Origin of the sequence: Sphingomonas sp. (assembly GCF_036388215.1) — a bacterium.
Classification (GTDB): domain Bacteria; phylum Pseudomonadota; class Alphaproteobacteria; order Sphingomonadales; family Sphingomonadaceae; genus Sphingomonas.
Map to the genome: position 1 here is coordinate 52007 of NZ_DASVSH010000004.1, position 22029 is coordinate 74035.

At 65.2% G+C, this 22029-nt stretch carries 26 protein-coding genes; 12 read left to right on the forward strand and 14 right to left on the reverse strand.

The features are described from left to right. Position 1 precedes the first annotated feature (1 nt). From VF617_RS01675 to flgB, 13 genes are all read right to left on the reverse strand, one after another. On the reverse strand, positions 2-958 hold the full coding sequence (locus tag VF617_RS01675; RefSeq protein WP_331013120.1) for a flagellar motor protein MotB: 957 nt from the start codon (positions 956-958) through the stop codon (positions 2-4). Next, positions 959-1822 (reverse strand): flagellar motor stator protein MotA, encoded by an 864-nt coding sequence (gene motA / locus VF617_RS01680; RefSeq protein WP_331013121.1) that lies wholly within the window; start codon positions 1820-1822, stop codon positions 959-961. It lies immediately after the preceding gene. Positions 1823-1919: 97 nt separating this feature from the next. After that, a complete protein-coding gene (gene flgL / locus VF617_RS01685; protein WP_331013122.1) occupies positions 1920-2816 on the reverse strand; it encodes a flagellar hook-associated protein FlgL in 897 nt (298 codons plus the stop codon). 5 nt (positions 2817-2821) lie between these two features. Further along, positions 2822-4153 carry a flagellar hook-associated protein FlgK gene (gene flgK, locus VF617_RS01690; protein WP_331013123.1) on the reverse strand — a complete coding sequence of 444 codons (1332 nt, stop codon included), beginning with the start codon at positions 4151-4153 and terminating at the stop codon, positions 2822-2824. Next, the gene (locus VF617_RS01695) at positions 4150-4488 is read right to left on the reverse strand and encodes a rod-binding protein (protein ID WP_331013124.1); all 339 of its coding nucleotides are present in this window, start codon (positions 4486-4488) and stop codon (positions 4150-4152) included. Before VF617_RS01695 ends, flgK begins: the two co-directional genes overlap by 4 nt. Continuing rightward, positions 4485-5675 (reverse strand): flagellar basal body P-ring protein FlgI, encoded by a 1191-nt coding sequence (locus VF617_RS01700; protein WP_331013125.1) that lies wholly within the window; start codon positions 5673-5675, stop codon positions 4485-4487. Before VF617_RS01700 ends, VF617_RS01695 begins: the two co-directional genes overlap by 4 nt. A gap of 11 nt (positions 5676-5686) precedes the next feature. Beyond that, positions 5687-6337 carry a flagellar basal body L-ring protein FlgH gene (locus VF617_RS01705; RefSeq protein WP_331013183.1) on the reverse strand — a complete coding sequence of 217 codons (651 nt, stop codon included), beginning with the start codon at positions 6335-6337 and terminating at the stop codon, positions 5687-5689. Between the two features lie 58 nt (positions 6338-6395). Further along, entirely contained in the window at positions 6396-7184 is a 789-nt protein-coding gene (gene flgG, locus VF617_RS01710) for a flagellar basal-body rod protein FlgG (protein ID WP_331013126.1), read from the reverse strand. Between the two features lie 25 nt (positions 7185-7209). Further along, the gene (flgF, locus tag VF617_RS01715; RefSeq protein ID WP_331013127.1) at positions 7210-7956 is read right to left on the reverse strand and encodes a flagellar basal-body rod protein FlgF; all 747 of its coding nucleotides are present in this window, start codon (positions 7954-7956) and stop codon (positions 7210-7212) included. A 26-nt stretch (positions 7957-7982) separates the two neighbouring features. Further along, a complete protein-coding gene (locus VF617_RS01720; RefSeq protein ID WP_331013128.1) occupies positions 7983-9293 on the reverse strand; it encodes a flagellar hook protein FlgE in 1311 nt (436 codons plus the stop codon). Between the two features lie 23 nt (positions 9294-9316). Next, on the reverse strand, positions 9317-10003 hold the full coding sequence (locus tag VF617_RS01725; RefSeq protein WP_331013129.1) for a flagellar hook assembly protein FlgD: 687 nt from the start codon (positions 10001-10003) through the stop codon (positions 9317-9319). Positions 10004-10005: 2 nt separating this feature from the next. Continuing rightward, a complete protein-coding gene (gene flgC, locus VF617_RS01730; protein WP_331013130.1) occupies positions 10006-10416 on the reverse strand; it encodes a flagellar basal body rod protein FlgC in 411 nt (136 codons plus the stop codon). A 2-nt stretch (positions 10417-10418) separates the two neighbouring features. Beyond that, the gene (gene flgB / locus VF617_RS01735; RefSeq protein WP_331013131.1) at positions 10419-10766 is read right to left on the reverse strand and encodes a flagellar basal body rod protein FlgB; all 348 of its coding nucleotides are present in this window, start codon (positions 10764-10766) and stop codon (positions 10419-10421) included. Between the two features lie 212 nt (positions 10767-10978). On the opposite strand from flgB, the gene VF617_RS01740 reads away from it, so the two are divergent. The 10 genes from VF617_RS01740 to VF617_RS01785 all read left to right on the forward strand — a co-directional run bounded on the left by VF617_RS01740 (position 10979) and on the right by VF617_RS01785 (position 19199). Continuing rightward, positions 10979-11650, forward strand: a complete 672-nt coding sequence (locus VF617_RS01740; protein ID WP_331013132.1) for a motility protein A — start codon at positions 10979-10981, stop codon at positions 11648-11650. Next, positions 11647-12144, forward strand: a complete 498-nt coding sequence (locus VF617_RS01745) for a flagellar motor protein MotB (RefSeq protein ID WP_331013133.1) — start codon at positions 11647-11649, stop codon at positions 12142-12144. Before VF617_RS01740 ends, VF617_RS01745 begins: the two co-directional genes overlap by 4 nt. Further along, positions 12141-12725, forward strand: coding sequence for a flagella basal body P-ring formation protein FlgA (locus VF617_RS01750; protein WP_331013134.1), 585 nt, complete (start codon positions 12141-12143; stop codon positions 12723-12725). Before VF617_RS01745 ends, VF617_RS01750 begins: the two co-directional genes overlap by 4 nt. A 70-nt stretch (positions 12726-12795) precedes the next feature. Next, the gene (flgM, locus tag VF617_RS01755; RefSeq protein WP_331013135.1) at positions 12796-13083 is read left to right on the forward strand and encodes a flagellar biosynthesis anti-sigma factor FlgM; all 288 of its coding nucleotides are present in this window, start codon (positions 12796-12798) and stop codon (positions 13081-13083) included. Then, entirely contained in the window at positions 13076-13387 is a 312-nt protein-coding gene (locus VF617_RS01760; RefSeq protein ID WP_331013136.1) for a flagellar protein FlgN, read from the forward strand. Before flgM ends, VF617_RS01760 begins: the two co-directional genes overlap by 8 nt. 231 nt (positions 13388-13618) lie before the next feature. Next, complete coding sequence (locus VF617_RS01765) at positions 13619-14500, forward strand: lytic transglycosylase domain-containing protein (RefSeq protein ID WP_331013137.1); 882 nt, start codon at positions 13619-13621, stop codon at positions 14498-14500. Positions 14501-14545: 45 nt separating this feature from the next. Beyond that, positions 14546-16585, forward strand: coding sequence for a flagellar biosynthesis protein FlhA (gene flhA, locus VF617_RS01770; RefSeq protein ID WP_331013184.1), 2040 nt, complete (start codon positions 14546-14548; stop codon positions 16583-16585). 289 nt (positions 16586-16874) lie between these two features. Then, a complete protein-coding gene (locus tag VF617_RS01775) occupies positions 16875-17612 on the forward strand; it encodes a sigma-70 family RNA polymerase sigma factor (protein ID WP_414713936.1) in 738 nt (245 codons plus the stop codon). Between the two features lie 85 nt (positions 17613-17697). Beyond that, positions 17698-18786, forward strand: coding sequence for a sensor histidine kinase (locus VF617_RS01780; protein ID WP_331013139.1), 1089 nt, complete (start codon positions 17698-17700; stop codon positions 18784-18786). A 62-nt stretch (positions 18787-18848) separates the two neighbouring features. Next, positions 18849-19199 carry a YbaN family protein gene (locus VF617_RS01785; protein ID WP_331013140.1) on the forward strand — a complete coding sequence of 117 codons (351 nt, stop codon included), beginning with the start codon at positions 18849-18851 and terminating at the stop codon, positions 19197-19199. Positions 19200-19342: 143 nt separating this feature from the next. Here the strand turns inward: VF617_RS01785 and VF617_RS01790 are convergent, their stop codons facing one another. Beyond that, the gene (locus tag VF617_RS01790) at positions 19343-20173 is read right to left on the reverse strand and encodes a flagellin (RefSeq protein WP_331013141.1); all 831 of its coding nucleotides are present in this window, start codon (positions 20171-20173) and stop codon (positions 19343-19345) included. Between the two features lie 220 nt (positions 20174-20393). Between VF617_RS01790 and VF617_RS01795 the strand changes: the two genes are divergently transcribed. Together VF617_RS01795 and fliE are read left to right on the forward strand one after the other, a co-directional pair. Next, the gene (locus VF617_RS01795) at positions 20394-21659 is read left to right on the forward strand and encodes a sigma-54 interaction domain-containing protein (RefSeq protein ID WP_331013142.1); all 1266 of its coding nucleotides are present in this window, start codon (positions 20394-20396) and stop codon (positions 21657-21659) included. Next, on the forward strand, positions 21656-22027 hold the full coding sequence (gene fliE, locus VF617_RS01800; RefSeq protein ID WP_331013143.1) for a flagellar hook-basal body complex protein FliE: 372 nt from the start codon (positions 21656-21658) through the stop codon (positions 22025-22027). The genes VF617_RS01795 and fliE overlap by 4 nt, the downstream gene beginning before the upstream one ends. The last annotated feature ends 2 nt before the right edge of the window (positions 22028-22029 follow it).

A 22029-nucleotide genomic window follows, 5' to 3' on the forward strand; every position in this document is an offset into this window, starting at 1 on the left:
GCTACTTCCCGATCACCGGCTGGCGTGGCGCCAGTCGACCGGTGGTCGCTTGGTCGCCGAAGGCGGACTTACGGTAAAGCATGGTGATCGAGACGCGGCGGTTGCGCGGGTCCATGGGGTTGTCGGCGATCGTCGGCTCGCGGTCGGCGACGCCTTCGATCCGGTCGAACATCGATTCGGGTACGCCGCCTGCCGCCAGCCGGCGGCGCGTCGCTTCGGCGCGGCCGCTGGATAGCATCCAATTGTTCATGTTGCGCGGATCGCCATAGCCCAGGCTATCCGTGTGCCCGCGGATCATGATGGGGTTTTCCATCGTCGCGATCGACTGGCCGATCATCCCGATCAGATTGGCCGCTTCCGCCACCAGCGCGGTTGTGCCCAGGTCGAACATCGAATAATTGGCGTCGTCGATCAGGTCGATCCGCATCCCGTCGCGCGTCGGTACGAAGCGGACATGTTTGGCGAGCCGCGCAAGCTTGGGGTTCGAGCGGATCTTCTGCTGAACCGTCTGGCTCATCTTTGCGAAATTCTGCTGGTCCTGCGCGGTCAGCGCGCGCTGGTCCTTCAGCGTACCCTTGGTGCCGGTCCCGACATCCTTGCCGCCCGATCCGCCCACCGGCACGGTCATCGAGCGGGTTCCGGTCTGGCCCGCGCGATTGGGGTAATTCTCCTGCGCGTTGATCGAATCGCCGCGCAGGAGCCCGTTAGAACCGGCGCTGTTCTGCTTGAATTCGACGAGCGTGGGCGCGAAATAATCGGCGAGCGCCTTGCGCTGCTTCTCGTTGGTGGCGCCCAGCAGCCACATCAGCAGGAAGAACGCCATCATCGCGGTCACGAAATCGGCATAGGCGACTTTCCACGCGCCGCCGTGATGGCCGCCGCCATGCCCCTCGATATAGATCTTCCTGACGATGATCCGGGGCGGCTGGTTGCTCCCATGCGGAGCGCGGCCGGCCACTTACCTTCCCCTCAAGCCGTCAAAGACCTCGCCGAAATTGGGCTGGTTCGAATGCGCGATGCCCGAGCGGGCGGCCTCGATCACCAGCGGCTGCGGATGGCCGTGGAGCGAGGCGATGATGATCTGCTTCACCGTATGATAGATCGCGGCATCGGCATCGATGACCTGCTGGAGGCGCGTCGCGAGCGGGCCGACCAGGCCATAAGCGAGCAACACGCCCAGGAACGTGCCGACCAGCGCCGAGCCGATCATCGCGCCCAGGATGGCGGGCGGCTTGTCGATCGAACCCATGGTCTTCACGACGCCGAGCACCGCCGCGACGATGCCCAATGCGGGCAGCGCGTCCGCCAGGCCCTGCAATGTCGTCTGCGGGCTCTGCACTTCGTGGTGGTGAGTCTTGATCGCATTATCCATCACTTCCTCGACCGCGTGCACGTCGAGCGTGCCTGACGAGACGACGACGAGGCGCAGTGTATCGGTGATCAGGTTGATCAGCGTGTGATCGGCGAGCAGGCGCGGATATTCGGCGAAGATCGCGGAGGATGCGGGATCCTCGACATGCGGCTCGAGTGCGATCGGTCCTTCGGTGCGCAGCATCTTCATCAGCTTGGAGACCAGGAAGATCGTGTCGAGATAATCCTGCTTCTTGTATTTCGGGCCCTTCATCACTTTCATGAAGCCGGTGCCGAGGCCTTTGAGCTCCTTGCCCGAATTCCCGATGATCAGCGCGCCCACTGCCGCGCCGCCGATGATCAGCATCTCATGGGGAAGCGCATGCATGACGGGGCCCAGCGCGCCGCCCGTGAGGGCAAAGCCGCCAAAGACCATGGCGATCAGGACTACAAAGCCGATTGCCGGAAACATGACGCTTGGAAATCCCCCATCTAGCCGTTCTGGTTAACGACCGCTTCGCCAACACTTTCAGCGGAAAAACATGGTTAAATGGTTACGAAGCCGCGATTCAGCGAAGATAATCGAACAGCGAGAGCGCAGTCAGCTTGGTGAAGCTCGCCTGGGTGGCCTGAAGCACGGTCAGGGTTTGCTGGAATTCGGAGATCGTGGCGGCGAGATCGACGTCCTCGACCTTCGATCGGGCATCGTCACGCGCAGTGGCGGCATAGCCGAGCTGGTCGGCGACCATTTCGAGCCGCGTGCCCCTGGCGCCCACCGAAGCATGCGCGAGCGTCACGTTGACGAGCGCCTCGGAAGTCCCTGCCGCGGCAGTGGAGGCGGCTGCCCTGATGTCGCCTCCGGAGCCGAGCGCCGTCGTGAATGCGGCTATCACGGCGAAGATGTCGCTGCTGCCCGATGCGAAGGCTCGGTCGCCGGTGACGCCGACCTGGATCACCGTCTGGTCGCCGATCGGAATGCCGGCGGGCTCGCCGCTGCTCACATACGTGATCGTGCCGTCCGGGGCCTTGGTGAAGGGCAAGTCGCCGGTCGCTCCGCCGAACAGGGGCTGGCCGCGGCTGTCGCGCGTGTTGGCGAGCGCGAACAAAGTGTCGCGGATCGAGTCGAGTTCCTTGCCGATCGTGTCGCGGTCCGATGGCGAGAGCGTATCGTTCCCGGCATTGGTGAAAAGCTCGGTGGCGCGCTGGAGCTGGGCCTCGATATTGCCAAGCGTATCGTCGCTTTGTTCGAGGATGCCCTGCGCGGTCTCTACATTGGCGGCATAGGCCTGATCGCCTGCTTCCGCGCGCTTGATTCCGGCAAGCTGGCGATAGGCGCCGGGATCGTCGGATGGCGCCATGACCTTCTTGCCCGAGGCGATCTGCGACTGCTGCAAATCGGCCTTTGCCGAGAGGTTCGACATCAGCGACAAGGAGCGCTGATAGGTTTGTGAAGTGGAGACGCGCATCTTTGCTACCTGATTTCGAAGATTGTCTGCAGCACGTCGCGCGCCACCTGGATGACACGGCCCGACGCCTGATAGGCTTGCTGGAAGCGGATCAGATCGACCGCTTCCTCGTCGATATTGACGCCCGTGACGGCGTCGCGCGCCGAGACGGCGTTGTCGCGGATCGCGCTCTGGGCATCGACCACCGAGTTGCGCGCATTGAGCGCGCCCCCGTTCGCCGTGATCAAGCTGGTCAGCGCCTGCTCCGCGCCATTGGCGCCGCGGATCGAATCGAGCGCGATCAGGTTTGCGTTGTCGCGCTGCCCTTTGCCCCGCGCCGCGGCCGCAACCCCACGCGGATCGGTGAGCGACAGAGTCAGTTCCGATGCCGGATCGCCGATGGCGAACATCGCCGCGCCCGCCGTGCCACCCAGATTGTCCCCGGCGGCCTGGACCGCGTTGACCCCTTCGGCGAAGCTGCGCGCGATGGTGTTCAGGTTGGTGCGCGCGCTCGCGATTGCCGCCGCCCCTTCGACGAGCCCCGCCATCACGCCGCCCGAAGGGGTCATCGCCTGCATGCCGCCGGCGATGAACGCGGCATAGGAAATCGCGCCTTCGCTGTTGCGGACTGAAGTGATCGTGGCCGAATCCACGCCCTGGACCAGCAATGCGCCCGAAGCGCTGCCCTGGCGGACGACGACGCGGCCGATATGATCGAGCGAGACATTGATGTCGGTCAGCGCGCTCATCTGTTCGAGCAACTGGTCGCGCTGGTCGAGCAGCGACGCGGCGTTGCTGGTGTTGGGCGAGACATTGCCGAGCGCGAAGTTCACGCGGGCAAGCGTGGCGTTCAGGCCGTTGAACTGGCCCACCGCCGCGTCCGCAGTGGCGTCGAGGTCGGCGGCTGCGGCGTCGAGCGAATTGCCGGTGGAAGTGAAGCCAGCAGCGACGCTGGACGCCGCTTCGAGCATTGCCTGGCGTGAGCCAAGCGCGGAGGGGTCCGCCGCGGCAGTGCGCGCGGCGCCGAAGAACGTAGTGAGCTGCTCGCTCAGCCGATTGCCGGTGAGCGCGCCCTGGATCCGGTCGAGCCAGGTCGATGCCGTTTCGCTCCGCGCCAGATCGGTGGTGGCGAGGCGCACTTCGCCGGCGCGGTAGACGTCGGTCTGGCGCGAGATTCCCGCCGCGACGACACCCATGCCGTTGATGTTGGTGGCGCCGGTCGAATTGACTTCGCGGACGTTGGACGTGCGGCGGACATAGCCCGCCGTGCCCGCATTCGCGATGTTCTCGGAGGTGGTGGTCAGCGCGGTCTGATAGGCGCGAAGCCCCGATGCCGCGATAGACAGCATGTCGCTCATGGCGTCATGCTCCCGGGCTTGGCTGCGCTGTCTTCGCTGGCGGCGGAGGCGCGCGCGAGGAACTCGGTCATTGCCTTGCCGATGCCGATCGGGGCGTGCGCGGCCATGGATTGGGCGAGTTTGTCGTCCTGCATGTCGCGGAACTGCTCCTGCGCCTTGCTGTCGAACAGCCCCTCGCCGAGTTTCGCAGCCCGCATCGATTTGAGCATCATGCCGACGAAGATCGCCTCGAAGCGCTTGCCTGCGGCTTCGAGGTTCTCCTTCGACGCCAGCCGCGACGTGTCGGTCGACACGCCGCCGCCGGGGCTTCCGATGGGGCCGGGAATGCCGGTCACAGGATGATCAGCTCCGCCTTGAGCGCGCCGGCTTCCTTGAGCGCCTCCAGGATCGCGACGAGATCGGCCGGCGACGCCCCTATGGCGTTCACCGCCTTGACGACATCGGCCAGCTTGGGGCCGGGCTGGAGCAGGAACATCGGGTGCTTCTCCTCTTCGACGCCGACGGTGCTGTGCTGCTCCGTCCTGGTCTCCCCCTTGCTGAATGCGTTGGGCTGCGAGACCTGCTGGGCTTCATCAATACGAACGGTTAGTTTACCATGTGTTACCGCCGCCGGGCTCACCCTAACGGCCGAGTTGATCACCACGGTGCCGGTGCGCGCGTTAACGATAACCTTGGCGGGGGCTTCGGCCGCCTCGACCGTGAGGTTTTCGATTTCACTCATCAGTTCTGCGCGCACGTCGCGGCCCTCCGGGGCTTGGATCGCGATCGAGACGCCGTCGATCGCGCGGGCACGGACACCCCCGAAGCGGCTGTTGATCGCGTCCTGCACGCGCTGCGCAGTCGTGAAGTCTGCCCGCTGGAGATTGAAGGTGAGGAACGGCGACCGGTCGAAGCCGGTGTCGACGGTCCGCTCGACCGTAGCACCTTCGGGAATGCGGCCGCTCGAAGGGATGTTGACCACCACCGACGAGCCGTCCCTGCCTTCGGCGCCCAGGCCAGAGACGGCGAGGTTGCCCTGCGCCATTGCATAGATCTGGCCGTCCGCGCCCTGGAGTGGCGTCATGATCAGCGTGCCGCCGCGAAGCGACTTGGCCTTGCCCATCGACGAGACGGTGATGTCGAGCTTTTGCCCCGGTTTGGCGAAAGGCGGCAGCTCGGCGGTGATCATCACCACCGCAGCGTTCTTGAGGCCAGGCGCGACACCGGCGGGCAGATTGAGCCCGAAGCGCGAGGTGACGCCCTTCATCGACTGGACGGTATATTCGAGATTGTCGTCCCCGGTGCCCGGAAGGCCAACCACCACGCCATAGCCGGTCAGCTGGTTGGTGCGGATGCCCTGGAAGCCGCCCAGATCCTTGACGCGCTGCGCCGCGGCCGGTTGAGCGGCAAAGACAAGGGCAAGAAAAGCGAGGATCAATCCCAACGCCGCTCGTGCTGAGCTTGTCGAAGCACCGCCGGTTATCCAGCGTGGCGAGGGGCCCTTCGACAGGCTCAGGGTGAGCGGGAGGGAAAAGCGGAACATGCTGCGCATCCTCAAAAGGGGCTGATCACGGAGAAGAAGCGGCTGAGCCAGCCCTGGCGGCTGGCACGGGCGACATCGCCCTTGCCGGTATAGGCGATGCGGGCATCGGCGACGCGCGTGCTCGCCACGCGATTGTCGGCGGTGATGTCGGCCACGCGAACGATGCCCTTGATCTGGACGAACTCGTCGCCGCGATTGAGCGTCACGCGCTTCTGTCCCTGCACCAGCATCGTGCCGTTGGGATAGACCGCGGCCACCGTTACGCTGACTTCGCCCGAAAGCGCATTGGCCTGGTCGGCGGTGCCGGCCCCGTTGAAATTGCGCCCGCCGCTGATCGAGGCATCCGTCGTCTTGAACAACGACAGCGCACCCGTGCTGGGCGGGGTGATCGAGAAGCCCCCGGCGGAATCGAGCTTCGAACTCGCCGACTTGGAGGCGCTCGTCCGCTCGACGAGCACGATCGTCAGCGGATCGCCGACACGGCGCGCGCGCTGCCCTTCGTAGAGCGCGGCATAGCCTTCGCCCGCTTGGAAGATGCCGCCGTTCGCCGGCGCGATCGCGACCGGCAGTTGCGACGGCAGAGTCACCGAATAGTCTTCCTTGGGCTTCTTCTTGCCGAGCCCCAGGAACTGCGCCTTTGCGGGCGTCGCGGTGAAGGCCATGGCGGCGGCGATCAGCGATCCCGCGGCAAGGCCGGTAAGAAACTTCACGAGCCGCCCCTTAAATGTTCTGGTTGACATATTTGAGCATCTCGTCGGTCGCCGAGATCATCTTGGAATTGACCTCATAAGCGCGCTGGGTCTCGATCATATCGACGAGCTCCTCGACGACATTGACGTTCGAGCCTTCCAGCATGCCCTGGCGCAGGCGGCCACGGCCTTCCTCGCCGGCTATTCCCATGCTGACCGCGCCGGAAGCACTGGTCTCGATCAGGTAATTATCGCCGGTGGCCTGAAGGCCCGCCGGATTGGCGAAGTTCGCGATCTGGATCTGGCCGAGCTGGCTTGCTTCGGACTGGCCCTGGAGCGAAGCAGAGACTGTGCCGTCCGTGCCGACGGTGATCGACGTGGCGCCCTCGGGGATCGTGATCCCCGGCATCACCTGATAGCCTTCCGAGGTGATCAGCATGCCTTCGGGCGAGCGGCTGAAATTGCCGGCGCGCGTATAGCCGAGCTGGCCGCCCGGCATCTGCACCTGAAAATAGCCATTGCCGTCCAGCGCCATGTCGAGCCCGTTGCCCGTGGTCTGGAGCGAGCCCTGGGTCTCGATCCGGCTGGTGCCCTGGATGCGGACGCCGGTGCCCATGTTGAGCCCGGTCGCATATTTGGTCTCGGCGGTCGAAGCCGCGCCGGGCGCGGTCACCACCTGATACGCCAGCGTCTGGAACGAGGCGCGGTCGCGCTTGAACCCCGTGGTGTTCACGTTGGCGAGATTGTTCGAGATGACCCGCATGCGCGTATCCTGAGCGTCGAGCCCGGTACGCGCGATGTGCATTGCCGATGAACCCATCTGTCTTGCTCCTTAAACGGAAATCTTAGGCGGGCATCCGCATCAGCGATGCGGCGCTCTCGTCCATGTTCTTGGCTTCCTTCAGAAGGTTCGCCTGCACTTCGTAGCTGCGCTGGTTCTCGATCATGTCGACCAGCGCCTGAGTGAGATTGACGTTCGACTGCTCGAGCGATCCCGACTGGCACTTGGCGTCGAGATCCTCCGGCAGCACGCCGCCACCCTTTACGTGGAGCAGATTGTCCAGCCCCTTGGCGGTCTGGCTGCCCGTCGCGTCTGCCAGCTTGATCCGGTCGATCACCTGCGGCTGGCTCGCATCGCCGCCGGGGGCGACGATAGAGATCGTGCCGTCCGCCGCGATGGCGATCGACTGATGGGGTGGCACGGTGATGGGGCCCCCCGACCCCATCACCGGGAAACCGTCGCCGGTTTCCAACACGCCCGAGGACGCGACCGACAGGTCCCCGCGCCTCGTATAGGCTTCGCTGCCGTCTGTGGCCTGGACCGCGATCCAGGAATCGGTAGTTACCGCCAGGTCCAGCGGCTTGCCGGTCTGGATGATCGTGCCCGCTCGGCGATCGAAATCGTTGACTTCCTCCGCCGCCATCGCGCGCGCATTCATTGCGCCTTGCTGCTGCAGCACCATCCGATCGAAGCTGACGCGGTCGGCGCGGTAGCCGATGGTCGATGCGTTCGCGATGTTGTTCGCGATCGTCGATTGCGCCGACATCTGGCTCTTGAGGCCGGAGAGTGCGGTGTAGACGAGACGGTCCATGACCTAAGCTTTCCTAAGCAGCTGCGTTAGCTGCGGATGTTGAAGATGGTCTGGGAAATCTGGCTGGCGGTATCGAGCGCCTTGGCGTTTGCCTGGAAATTGCGCTGTGCGGCGATCAGGCCCACCAGTTCCTCGGTGATATCGACGTTCGATCGCTCGACCGCGCCCGCCATCAGCGAGCCGAAGCCATTGGCGCCGGGTTCGCCCAGGCGCGCTTCGCCGGACAGGCCCGTGGACGCCCAGGTCGAATTGCCGAGCTGGCGCAGGCCCGAGGGGTTGGTGAAATTGGCGAGCACGACCTTGCCGAGCGGCTGCGTGTCGCCATTGGAGAAGCTCGCGCGGACGATCCCGTCGTCGCCCACGGTGACACCCTCGAACTGGCCGACTGCTGCGCCGTCCTGGCTGCGGGCATTGACGCTGAACGGTGATCCGACCTGCGTCGTCGCGTTCCCGAAGTCGAGATCCACGACCTGCTCCGACGTAGCGCCGGGGGCGAGGAAGCCGCTGAACGTGACCGGCGCGCTAGGCGCAGTAAGCTTCCCGGTCGAATCGAAGGTCAGCGTGATCGGCGTCGCGCTAGCTCCGGTCGTGCCGCCGCCGGCGCTCAACTGCTGGTCGCCGACGAACGAATAAACCTGCCAGCTGCTTTCGGTGGCGCCGCTCGTCGGCGCGGTGTCACGGACGAAATAGTTGGTCAGCGTCAGCGCGTTTCCGTTCGCGTCGTAGATCGTGGTCTGGGCGGATTGGTTATAGGTGCCCGGATCGAAGCGATTGAACGAATAAGGGTTGTCGGTGTCGAAGCGCGCGGCATCCTTGGGGATTGTCGAATTCGCCGAAAGGTTGAGCGACAGCCCGACATTCTCGGTCGCCTGCGGCGTTCCGCTCGTCTGCGGCATGCGCAGACCCACGGTCGAATCGATACCGGTCGCGACGACCGAACCCGATCCGTCGACCGGATAGACCTGGAGCTTGTTGCCCTGTGCGTCAGTAACATAGCGGTCGCTGTCGATCGAGAAGCTGCCGTTGCGCGTGAAGTTTACGCCCTTGCCAGCGTCACCCTTGACCGCGAAGAAGCCATCGCCGGAAATAGCGAGGTCGAGCGCCGAGCTTGACTGCGTATAGCCGCCCTGGCTGAACTGCTGGCGAACCGACTTCACCACCGTGCCCGATCCGACCATCTGAGTCGGGTTGGAATTGGCGGTCGAGGCGATCACGTCGGCGAACTGGGTCGTCGAACGCTTGAAGCCGTTGGTGCCGACATTCGCAAGGTTGTGCGAAATGGTCGACATGTCGGTCTGCGCGGCCTGAAGCCCGCTCAAGGAAGTGAAGAAAGACATTATATTGCTCCTTTTCGTGGGGTTCAGCCGACCTTGCGGACGGCGGAGACGGGGATTTGGCCGAGGCCGGGCAGCGTAAGGATGGGGGCGCCGTCGGCGCCGAGCGAAACCGAAGTTACCGGCGCCCAGACGAGCGGCGCGGCGGCAACCGCCTTGCCCTCGGCATTCTGCGCGCCGACGCGTATCGTGAAGGGGCCGTTGCCGGCCGGCTCGCCGGAATCGGTCGTGCCGTCCCATTCGAAGTCGATGGCGCCCTTTGCCTGCGCCCCGAGTTCCACGGTGCGCAGCATCGCGCCGTTGGGCCCTTCGATCGTCACGGTGACGTTGCTCGCGTCCGCGCCGAGCTCAATCGTGCCGCCCAGGCTTCCGTCGGTTCGCGGATAGGCGGTCGAGCCCTCGGTCAGCACGTTCCGGCCGATCCACGCCATCGCGTCGCCGGTCGAAGTGCCGTTCAGCCGCTCGGCGATCGCCTTGAGCGTCGTGTTCATTTCGCTGATGCCGGCGAGCGAGGAGAATTGCGCCATCTGGGCGACCATCTGGCTGTTATCCACCGGATCGAACGGGTCCTGGTTCTTGAGCTGCGCAGTCATCAGTGTCAGGAAATCGCCCTGGTCCATCGCCGGGTTGCCGAGATTGGCATTGGCCGTCGATGCCGTGGACGGGCCGGTGCGGCCGATGCCCAGGCTGGCGAGAGTGGAATCGAAGCTCATGATCAGCGGCCCAGCTTGAGAGTCTCGGAGATCAGCTGCTTGGCAGTCTGCATCACCTCGACATTGTTTTGGTAGGAGCGGGCGGTCTCGAGCATATCGACCAGCTCGCGCGTCTCATCGACTGCGGATTCCCAGACATTGCCGTCCTTGTCGGCCATCGGGTTGCCTGGGTCGTAGCGCTTGGTCGGCTCGGCGCCGGCAGTGACGATTTGCTCGACATCTACCGTGGACATGCCGCTCGCTTCGTCGAAGGCGGTGCGGAACACCGGCTTGATCGTGCGATAGGCGGCCTCCGCGCTCGAAGCGACGGTGCCGGCATTTGCCAGGTTAGATGCGGTGGCGTTCATCCGCACGAGCTGCGCGCTCATCGCGCGGCCGGAGACCTGGAAGATCGAGAGCGGCCTGTCGCCCATGCTTATTCTCCCCTCAGCGCGCGCGTGATGGTGCTGATGCGTCCATTCAGGAATGCGAGCGTGGTTTGATAGGCGAGGGCATTCTCGGCGAACGCGGTCTGTTCGGTGGCGAGCTCGACGGTGTTGCCGTCGGCCGAAGGCTGAAGCGGCACGCGGTAAAGCGTCGCGCCGTCGATGGCATTGTCGAGCGCTCCGCCCTGCGCCCCTGCCAAGGCGGCCTGGAAATCGATGTCCTTGGCCTTGTAGCCAGGCGTGGATGCGTTCGCGATGTTCGACGCCAGCACGCCCATGCGCTGCGAACGCACCGCAAGCGCTTGGCCATGTACGCCGAAAAGGCTGTCATTGGGCATCGACGGGTCTCCCGCACAAAAGTTCGCGGGTGTACCTGCAATGGGCGTGCCAGTTTTTTGGCGGCAGGGGGAAGGAGGGAAGAAGGTCGCCAGCGGCGGCAAGGGCGGCAAGGTTTTGCCGATCGCGGCGGCAATGCGGTGCCGTGGCCACCGGATTGCCATGCACGGCAAGAGAGGCCTGCATTTGGCCCGCCACTTGCAACCGCGAGCACATGGACCTGTCATCCTTCCCCGGCCTCGCGCCGTTTCTCGATCCCGTCGCGATCGCCATCGTCGGCGGCGGAACTGCGCTTGCCGTTGTGCTGCGAACCCCGCTCGGGGACCTGGCACGGAGCGTTTCCGCGCTCCGCGTGCTGGGGCGCAGGCGCTTCGACGCCGAGGCCCTGCTAGCCCAGATCACGGCACTGACGCGGATCGCGCGGCGGCACGGGCTGATCGCGCTCGATCGCTCGATCATCTCGGATACGGATGTCGCTGCCGCGGTCGAAGCCGCGGTAGACGGCGCCTCCGAAGCCAAAATCGTCGCCTTGCTCCAGCACCGCCGCGCGGCGCGCTTCGAGCGCCACCGCGCCGCTTCCGATGTCTGGACCGGCATGGCCGAAATCGCCCCGGCAATGGGAATGATCGGCACGCTGATCGGGCTCGTCGGCATGTTCGTCGCGATGAAGGACCCCGCGACGATCGGCGGCGCGATGGCGGTCGCCCTGCTCACTACGCTCTACGGCGCGATCCTGGCCAGCCTCGTCGCGCTGCCCGTCGCCGCGCGCCTCAAGCGGCAGGCGCGGCACGAGGCGCAGGAGCGAGCACGCCTTGAAATCCCGCTCGCCGCGCTCGCCGGGATCGAGCCAGCGGTTCGTGGCGGCCTGCGCGAGATTGCGGCATGATCGCCCCGTTCGAAGAGGAAGCGCCGGCCCGCCCGATATGGCTGATGACGCTCGCCGATCTGGCGCTGCTGCTTGTGGGCTTCTTCGTGTTTCTCCAGGCCAACCAGATGGACGGCAGGGCGCTTGCGGCCAGCCTGCGGGCCGGGTTCGGCGCCGATACCGCGCCCGCCATGCCGGTCGAGATGGCTGTGGTCGGCGGCTTTGCGCCCGGCTCGGCCGTGCCGCATGACCTGCGCGCCGCGCTTGGCTGGGCGCGCGAGGCCGCGCGCGATCCGCGCACTCGGCTGAAAGTCACTGGTGAATTCGACGGCTCGGCGCAGGACGTTGACCAGCTCAGCGGCAGCGGCGCGATCCTCGCCGCAGACCGCGCGCGCGCAGTCGCCGCCTTGCTCGGAGCTTCGGGCGCAGTGCCGCCCGACCGCATCCAGATCGCCACGGCCAGGGGCAAGCGCCGCACCTTGCTGACGCTCGGCTTTGAAGGGGACCGGAAATGATCGGCCGCCCGATACGAAATCCCAAGGAGAAGACCATGTTGTTCGCAGCCCTTGCCCCGATTCTGGCAATCGCAGCGCCCGTTGGCGCGAGCGAATTCCAGTCCACAGCGATGCTCGACGTGATCGTCGCTCAATTCACCGGCAAGGCGGTTGGCGAAGAAGGCGGCGCGCGCACCAAGGTCGATAACCGGCTTAAGCTTGCGGCATGCACCGCGCCGCAGCTCGAATGGCGCAATGCCGCGAAGGACGCCGTCGTGGTGCGCTGCATGGAGCCGGGCTGGCGGATCTTCGTTCCGGTCAATGCCGCGCCCCAGCCCAAGGCCGCACCCGCGGTGACGGTTGCCGCGCCCATCGCAGTGAAGCCCGCGCCGGCGGCCAGGGCCGAGCCGGTCATCCGCCGCGGTGATGCCGTGACGGTCGAGGCCGGCGCCGCCGGCTTCTCGATCGCACGCGAAGGCGTCGCGATGAGCGACGCTCCCGCGGGCGGGCGGCTCACGGTCAAGGTCGATGAAAAGAAGCCGCCGATTCAAGCCGTTGCGGTCGAGCCCGGGCGCGCCAAATTGCCGGGATGGGGCGACTGAATTTTTTTTGTTAAAGCTTCCCGGCAAACGGCCGTTCTACCCGTTGCAAGCATAGCTAGGGATAGCGAGCATGGTGGATCCAATCGGCATAAAGACTGGCGCGGTCGTCGCTCGGCCCGTGTCGTCTGTGAACGCCCTGAGCAAGGTCGCGGAAGCGCGCCCGGTCCAGCCCGCCGCGCCTGTGGTCCAGACTGCGGCCAGCGAGCTGACCGCCAGCCTTGCCGCCAAGCCGCCGGTGGACGTCGAGCGCGTCGCCAAGATCAAGAAGGCGATCGAGGACGGCAATTTCCCGCTCGTCCCTTCGACCATCGCGGATCGGCTGCTGGCGCTGAAGATGCAGTGGAAACCAAATGACTAGGCGTGATGCTTTGATTGGGGTGATCGAAGCGCTGCATGCCGAGATCGCGGCGCTCAAGGCGAACGACGCCGCCGCGCTCGACAAGGCGACTCGCGACAAGCTCGCCGGCATCGACACCGTCGCGCTCTATGACGGCGAGGCGCCTTCCGCCGAGGTCAAGCAACTCGCGGCCGAAGCGCACCGCCTCAACGAGACCTGCCGCATCTATGTGAATTTGATGGCGGCAAATGTTCGCCGCCGGCTGCAAGTTCTTTCCGGCCAGGCGGCGCCCGCCTACGGCCCGGTGGGGTATGCGCTGGCTTGAAACTCCCTCTCCCGCGGGGAGAGGGTTGCGCAGACTTAGTCTCGCTTCTTCGCGAGGCTTAGTCGAAGCTGGGTGAGGGGATCACCCTATCGATAGCTCCAATCCCCTCATCCAACCTCCGCTAGGCAGCAAGCTGCCAAGCTGCGGTATCCTTCTCCCTCTGGAGCAGGTTTGAGTTGGCACGCTCCTTGCTGATTATGCCCGCACCTAGGGCAATCGGATCAGCCATCCATGAGCGTAGCTTCGGTCAATAACAGGGCAGGCATCCAGACGGCGATTGCCGCCGCGAGCCGCAAGACCGGCGTGGACTTCAATTATCTGCTGGGTCAGGCGCAAGTCGAGAGCGGCATGCGCGCCGATGCGCGCGCCGGCACCTCCTCGGCTACGGGCCTTTATCAGTTCATCGAGCAGAGCTGGCTCGGCGTGGTCAAGGATCATGGCGGGAAACACGGCCTGGGCTGGGCCGCCGACAGCATCAAGCAGACGTCTAGTGGCCGCTATGTCGTCAGCGATCCAGGCGTGCGCCAGGCGATTCTCCATTTGCGGAGCGATCCGCAGGCCGCGGCGATCATGGCTGCCGAGCATGCATCGGACAATAAGGCCGCGCTCGAAGACCGGCTGGGCCGCCCAACTACCGGCACCGACCTGTATATGGCGCATTTCCTCGGCCTGGGCGGCGCGGGCAAGTTTCTCGACACCATGGCGGAGAGCCCCGGCCGAACCGGCGCGAGCATGTTTCCCGCCGCGGCGCGCGCCAATCGCAACATCTTCTACGCCTCGAACGGCCAGCCGCGCACGCTGAGCCAGATCTATTCGCGTTTCGCCGGCAAGCTCGATTCGGGCGCGGCGGCGGGTGGGGCCACCGGTTTAGCTTCGACGCAGCTCGATCCGCTGGGCGATTTCAACGAAGGCGAGGTCGTGCTCGGCAATGGCGCAGTCGATAGCGACCGCCACTGGGTCGAGACCACGCTGGCGCAATTGAACACCGGCAAGAGCGGCAACGACCGGTTCGCTTCGCAACGCGCGACACTGGAACGCAATCTGGATCCGCTGCGCCCGACCCCGGAGACTGCCCGGCTCGCCTATCTCATGCTCGCAAATCTCGGAGCGTAAATCCACGTGAATGGTCTGACGCTGCCCCAGGGCTTTGCACCGGCGATGAAAAGCTTCGCGCTCCCCGGCGCGATGCTGTTGCTCATCGCATTGATGGTCGTGCCGATCCCGGCCTTCCTGCTCGATGCCTTCTTCATAATGAACATCATGATCAGCCTCGCGGTGCTGATGGTCGCGCTCAATGCGCAAAAGCCGCTCGATTTCTCGGCTTTCCCGACCGTGTTGCTCTTCGCCACCCTGTTCCGCCTGGGCCTCAACGTCGCCTCCACCCGCGTCGTGCTGGTGCACGGGCATGAGGGAGAGGCCGCGGCCGGCCATGTCATCGAGGCATTCGGCAAATTTCTGATCGGCGGCGACTATGTCGTCGGTCTCGTCGTCTTCGCGGTCATCGTGATCATCAACATGATCGTGGTGACGAAAGGCGCGGGCCGCGTCTCCGAAGTATCGGCGCGCTTTACCCTCGATGCCTTGCCCGGCAAGCAGATGGCGATCGACGCGGACCTCAACGCCGGTCTGCTCACCCCGGACGAAGCCCGCGCACGCCGCGTCGAAGTGGGCACCGAAGCTGATTTCTATGGCTCGATGGACGGTTCGTCCAAGTTCGTGAAGGGCGATGCGATCGCCGGCCTGCTGATCCTCTTCATCAACATCGTCGGCGGGCTCATCCTAGGCGTCGTCAGTCACCAGATGGCCGTGGGCGACGCCGCGCAGCATTACATCATGCTCGCGATCGGCGACGCATTGGTCGCGCAGATCCCCGCGCTGATGCTCTCGATCGCCGCCGCCGCGATCGTCACGCGGGTTACCTCCTCGCAGGATCTGGCGGGTCAGATCGGCAGCCAGTTCGGCAGCTACAAGACCTGGATGCCGGTCGCGGTGATCCTCGGGCTGCTCGGGGTTATGCCCGGCATGCCGCATTTCGTAATTTTGCCGGCCGCCGCGGTCGCGGGCTTCGCCGCGTGGCGCCTGAAGAAAATCGCCAATCTGCCGCCCCCGCCCGAACCTTTGCCGGAGCCGGTCGACCAGTCGCGGATCGGCTGGGACGAAGTCACCGACAACATGCAGGTGATGCTCGATATCGGCTATGGCCTGGTGCCGCTGGTCGACGAGCGGCGTGGCGGGCCGCTAATGGGCCGCATCACCGGCGTGCGCCGCCAGCTTTCGAAGGAGCTTGGTTTCGTCGTGCCGCATGTTCGCGTGCGCGACGATATCAATCTGGCGCCCTTCACCTATCGCATCTCGATCGGCGGCGTCGTGATGGCCGAGGACAATGTCTCGCCCGACGAGATGCTCGCGCTCGATACCGGCCAGGCGGTCGGCACGCTTCAGGGCAAGCGCGTCAAGGATCCGACCTTCGGGCTGGATGCGGTGTGGATCGCGCAGGCCGAGGCGGACGCCGCGACCGGGGCGGGCTATCTAGTGGTCGATCCCGGCACCGTCGTCGCGACGCATCTCAATCAGGCGCTCGCATCGAGCGCCGCCGACCTGCTCGGCCCCGACGAAGTCCAGTCGCTGCTCGACGGGTTGAAGGAGCGCGCCGCATCGCTGGTCGCCTCGCTCTCGCCCAACCCTGTGCCGCTCACTACGCTCACCACGGTGCTGCGCGGGTTGCTCGCGGAGAATATTTCGCTGAAGGAATTCCGCCGCATCGCCGCCGCGATCGCCGTCGCTGCGCAGAAGACCCTCGATCCCGAGGAGATACTCGAGTTGATCCGTCCCGAACTGGGGCCGCTGATCATCCAGAAGCTGTGCGGCGTGCGCGAGCCGTTGCGCGTGATGACGCTCGAAGGGCAGCTCGAAGCGTTGCTGGGGCAGGCAGTCCGCTCGGATCCGTCACGCCGCCACACGATCGAGCCCGATCTCGGCCGCCGCATCGCCGATGCGCTGCAGCGCGCGGCGCAGCCGCTGGTCAACGAGGCCAAACCATTCGCTCTGGTCGTCCAGCCCGCCATCCGCATCGCGATCCGCAAGCTGGTCAAGACCGTGCTGCCCGATACGCCGGTGATGAGCTTCTTCGAAGTGCCCGAGGACAAGGCGGTCGAAGTCGTGGCCGTGATCGGCGCGCCCGAAGCGCTGCCCGCATGAACGCTCTAGGGTCTGCACCCAGCTACCGCAGCAGCCGTGATCGCCCAGAGACGGGCGCTGGCAAGGAAGCTCACGCAGCGCGGGCTGGTGGCCCGTGCAAGGGAGCTGACGCAGTCCAGCGTTCGTCTCCGGGCGACCGCGAAGCGGCGGGCGCCTTTTGGCGCTGGGCGGCGTCATTCGTCGGTCCTGATGGCACCGCATCACTCCCTCCTCATTTCTTGCCCAACGCCAAAATGCGCTCCGTCCCGGCTGCTGCGGTAGCTGGGTGCAGACCCTCCCCCCCAGGAAGATGATCGACATGGCCTCAGCCGCGCCGCTTACCTATTCCCCCGTGCCGCTGCCCAAGCGCAACGCCGAGGCGCTGGTGCGCAAGCATCTGCCGCTCGTGCGCCGCATCGCCTGGCACATCCACGGATCGATGAGCTCGATCGTCGAAGTCGAGGATTTGATCCAGATTGGCATGGTTGCGCTGATCGAGGCCGTGAGCGGCTTCGAGGACCGTGGGGCCGTCACTTTCGAGCAATATCTCTCGACGCGGCTGCGCGGCTCGATGATCGACGAATTGCGCCGCCAGGCGACGCTGACTCGGGGCGCGATGCGCCGCCGGCGGGCTTATCAGGATATGATCAAGGCGCTGTCGAGCGAACTTGGCCGCCCGCCTTCCGACGCCGAAGTCGCCGAGCGGATCGGTGTGACGCCCGAGAAGTTGCGCGCGGAATATGCCAGCGCCGAGGCGGTGCGCTTCGATTCGATCGACGACGCCTATTCGGACGAGAGCCCCTGGTTCATGTCCGACGAGCCGAGCCCGTTCGACCAGCTCGCGGATTCCGACCAGCGCCAGGCGCTGATCGAGGCAATCGCCGAACTGCCCGAAAAGGAGCAGATGGTCATCCAGCTTTATTATGTCGAGGAACTCAATCTCGAGGAGATCGGCGAAGTGATCGGCGTGGGCGCCGCGCGCATCTGCCAGATCAAGAAAAGCGCGCACGACCGGCTCAAGAAGGGCCTGCAGCGAAGGTTGGGGTGAACCGCAGGGCAATTTCCCAGTTCTCCCGATCGGATGGATCGCGTACCATCGGCCTCACCACCTTCTGAGGCATGGAGCGTTCAAGATGGCCGATGCGTCGATTATCCCGGCGACCGAGACCGAGCGCATGTCTGCGGTGCGGCGTTACGATATCCTGGATACGCCGCCCGACGGCGCTTTCGATCGCATTACTGCGCTTGCCGCGCGCCGCTTTGGCGTGCCGATCTCGATCATCAGCATCGTCGATGAAGACCGAATTTGGTTCAAGTCGCACCATGGCGTCCCCGTGAATCAGATTGGCCGCGATCCGGGGCTATGTGCGTCAGCGATCCTTTCGTCCGATCCATACATCCTTGCCGATGCCAGCGTCGATCCGCGATCACTTGCAAACCCCCTGGTCGCGGGCGATTTTGGCCTTCGCTTCTATGCCGGCGTGCCGCTCAGGACGGGCGATGGTCACAATCTCGGTACGCTGTGCATCATCGATAAGGAAGCACGCCCCATCGACCAAGGTCAGATCGACGACTTGAAGGACCTAGCATCGGTAGTGATGGACCAGATGGAAATGCAACTCGCGGCGCGACGTGCGGTTACGCGCGCGGAGCTGATGGCGAAAGAGATCGATCACCGCGTGATGAACAGCCTCCAGTTCGTCTCCGGGCTGCTTGCGATGCAAAGCCGCTCTCTTGAAGGCGATGCAGTGGGCCATTTGCAATTGGCGGCGAACCGCGTTGCGGCGGTTGCCCAGGTCCATCGTCATTTCCTCGCCGAAGGCGACGCGACATCGTGCATCACCTTTTTGCGCAGACTATGTGCCGATCTGGAGACTGTCGTCGGGCGCAGGATCGAAGTGGAGGGCGATGAAGGAGACGTGCCAACCAGATCGATCCAGCCTATCGGGCTGCTGGCCAACGAGCTTGTCACCAACGCGGCGAAGCACGGTACAGGCCTGATCAAAGTGTGCTACGAGATTTCGACCGATGGCCAAACGCTCAGCGTTTGCGACGAGGGGCGCGGCCTGCCCGAGAATTTCGATCCCGCCGCCGACAGCAAAAGCCTGGGCATGCGCGTGGTTCGATCGCTTGCTGCGCAGCTTAACGGCACCCTGTCCGCAAGTCGCCGCCCGGAGGGGGGCTCCTGCTTCGAGGTCTGGTTCCCTCTCGCGCCGAATTGAGGGCGCGGCCCCGCGGAGCTACGTGCTACCGGCGGCCGCTCGACCCATGCTACCTCACAGCGATGGTCCGAATACTCTATTTGGCTGCAGGCTTCGCCTCGCTCGGGCTCGCCGCGATCGGCGCGATCTTGCCGGTGCTGCCGACCACGGTGTTCGTGATCCTCGCGGCCTATTGCTTTGCGCGCAGCAGCCCGGCGTTCGAGGCGCGGCTGCTGAATCATTCGCTATTCGGCCCGCACATCCTCGCCTGGCGTGAGCGCGGAGCGATCAGCCGCAAGGGAAAGTTCGCAGCCAGCGTGGCGTTCGCCCTGAGCATATCGGTGGCGCTGGTCTTCGCGCCCTGGCCCTGGTCGGTGGCCCCAATCCTCGCGGCTTTGCTGATCGGCAGCTGGATCTGGGCGCGGCCGGAATAGGGCGTCCGCGCTTACCAATCACCAGAAAGCGCAGAAAAACCCCGATGATCCGTGGATCATCGGGGTCTCCCATGCGCCCCCTCTTTCGAGAGGTGACCGGCCGCGGTGCCTGTCAGGGGGGTGACACCCCGACCGGCACGCGCTTAACGGAGCAGCGTAAGAACCGTCTGCTGGCTCTGATTGGCCTGTGCGAGCATCGCGGTCGAAGCCTGCGAAAGGATCTGCGCCTTGGCCAGCGCCGCCGTTTCAGCCGAGAAATCGGCGTCTTCGATGCGGCTGCGGGCATCGGTCAGGTTGGTGACGTTGGTCGTCAGGTTGTTGACCACAGATTCGAGCCGGCTCTGCGACGCGCCGAGTGTGGCGCGGGCGGTGTTGACCGAAACCAGCGCCGCGTCGGCATTGGTCAGCGTCGTGCCGGCATTGGCGGCCGTATCGACCTTGAAGTCGGCGGCGGCATAATCGTCGCTGTCGAAGAAGGACTTCACCAGCGCAACCGTGTCGGTGCTGTTGATGCCGGTCTGGATCGTCACGTCGTCCGAAGCCGTGTCCGTCGTCGCATAATCGAACACCGTCACGCCGTTGAACTTCGTGTTGGTGAAGACCGAAGTGATCTGCGTGGTCAGCGCAGCGGCTTCCTTGTCGAGGTTTGCGCGATCGGTCGTGCTGTAGGTGCCCGAAGCCGACTGGACAGCCAGCTCGCGGATACGCTGCAGCATGTTGCTGACTTCTTCCAGAGCGCCATCGGCAGTCTGGGCGAACGAGATGCCGTCATTGGCATTGCGGATCGCCTGACTCATGCCGCGGATCGAAGAGGTCATCGAGGAAGCGATGGCGAGGCCGGCGGCGTCGTCCTTCGCGGTGTTGATGCGCTTGCCGGTCGACAGGCGCTCCATTGCGGTGCCGAGTGCCTTGTTTGCTGCGTTCGAGGCGTTGCCCGCCCGGACCGCTGCGACATTGGTTCCAATAACAGTCATGTTGGTCTCCATGCTAGCCGGCTTTCCCGCGTCCCCCCTGAACGGGAGCCCGGAGCCGCCAAGCAAAGGAACGGCCGCTCGCGAACCGGCTTAAGCGAAAAAATTCGGCCCTCGCGCGCGCGCCTCGCGTGCGCCCGGAGCCAGGAAGCGGGCCGAACACGATGATTTACCGGTCATTAACCAGGAATCGGCCATCAGGGGCTTCTCAGGGGGTAAGTCCATGCAAACGATCGTTCCGTCAGCCGCAATTCTCAGGCAGAAATACGCGCTCGTGTCCGCGCTTCGGGCGCAGGGCCTGGTGATCGCATCGTGCGAAGACGGCAAGCCCGCCCCGGGCGATGTGTACCTTGTGGCGGACGGCGAAACGCCGCCCGCGCCGGCGCGCACGCTGATCCTCGACGAAGGCGAACCCGAAGCCATCCCCTTTCGTGACGGGAACCCGGCGCGCCTCTCGTTCGGGGCTGAAGATTCGGCGATCGGCAACGGCTTCGCGAGCGCGCTGCTCCGCGGCCCGCAAGAGCCCGTCGCCGCCGATCCCGAAAGTCTGGCGCTGCTCGCGCTTGCCGAGCGCGTGGCCGCATCCGATATCACCGTGCTGATCAACGGCCCGACGGGCACGGGCAAGGAAGTTCTGGCCCGCGCGATCCACATGGGATCGAGCCGCCGGGATGGACCCTTCATCGCGATCAATTGCGCCGCTCTGCCCGAGACGATGCTCGAGGCGATGCTGTTCGGCCATCACAAGGGCGCCTTCACCGGCGCATCCTCGGGCGGCCAGGGATTCTTCCGCGCCGCCAACGGAGGCACGCTGCTGCTCGACGAAGTCGCCGAAATGCCGGTCAATCTTCAGGCCAAGCTGCTCCGCGCATTGCAGGAGCGCGAAGTCGTCCCGATCGGCGGCACGCATCCCGAAAAGATCGACGTCCGCGTCATCGCCTGTGCCAATCGCGACCTGCAGGGCGAAGTCATGGCCGGTCGGTTCCGGGCCGATTTATACTATCGCCTCTCGGTATTCCCGCTCGCTACGCGCCCGCTGGCCGAGCGTCCCGGGGATCTGGCAGCGCTCGCCGCCGCCATGGTGGTTCGCCATGCCGGCGATCGGACGCCGCTTTCCTGGATCGCGCCTGACTCACTAGAAATGCTCGCGGATCATGATTGGCCCGGCAATGTCCGAGAGCTCGAGAACGTGATCCAGCGCGCGCTGCTCCTGTGCGGTGGCGGCACGATCCGCCCTGAGCACCTGATCTTCGATCGGCGCGCCGAGACGCGCGTCGAGACCTCTAGCCAAGCGTCGGGCACGCTGAGCAATATCGTCCAGATTCACGAATTCGCGGCAATCCGCGACACGCTGGCCGAATGCAAGGGAAGCCGCACCGAGACCGCGAGGAAGCTCGGCATCTCCGAGCGCACACTCCGCTACCGGCTGGCCAAGGCGCGCGAACAGGGCGAGGACATCACCGTCCGTAACGCGGCGGCTTCGGCATGAGCGGCGTCGGGGGAGTCGGCGCCGTGGGCGGTGGAGCCATGGGCATCGATCGCGTGATGCAGCTCCGCTCGCAGATCCTGGAGCGCAACGCGGCGCTCACCCGGGCCAATCAGGTTCCGGCGGGCGTTCCAGCGGCCGAAAGCAAGCCGGCCAGTTTCGCCGCTACGCTCGAAGACGCTCTCAAATCGGTCAACCAGAGCCAGCAGCAGGCGGGCGACCTGTCGGCCGCGTACGAGCGCGGCGAAACGGTGGACATCGCCAAGGTGATGCTGGCCCGCCAACAGGCCTCGGTCGGCTTCGAAGCGACCCTGCAAGTCCGCAACAAACTCCTGTCCGCATATAAGGACATCATGAGCATGCCGGTGTAATC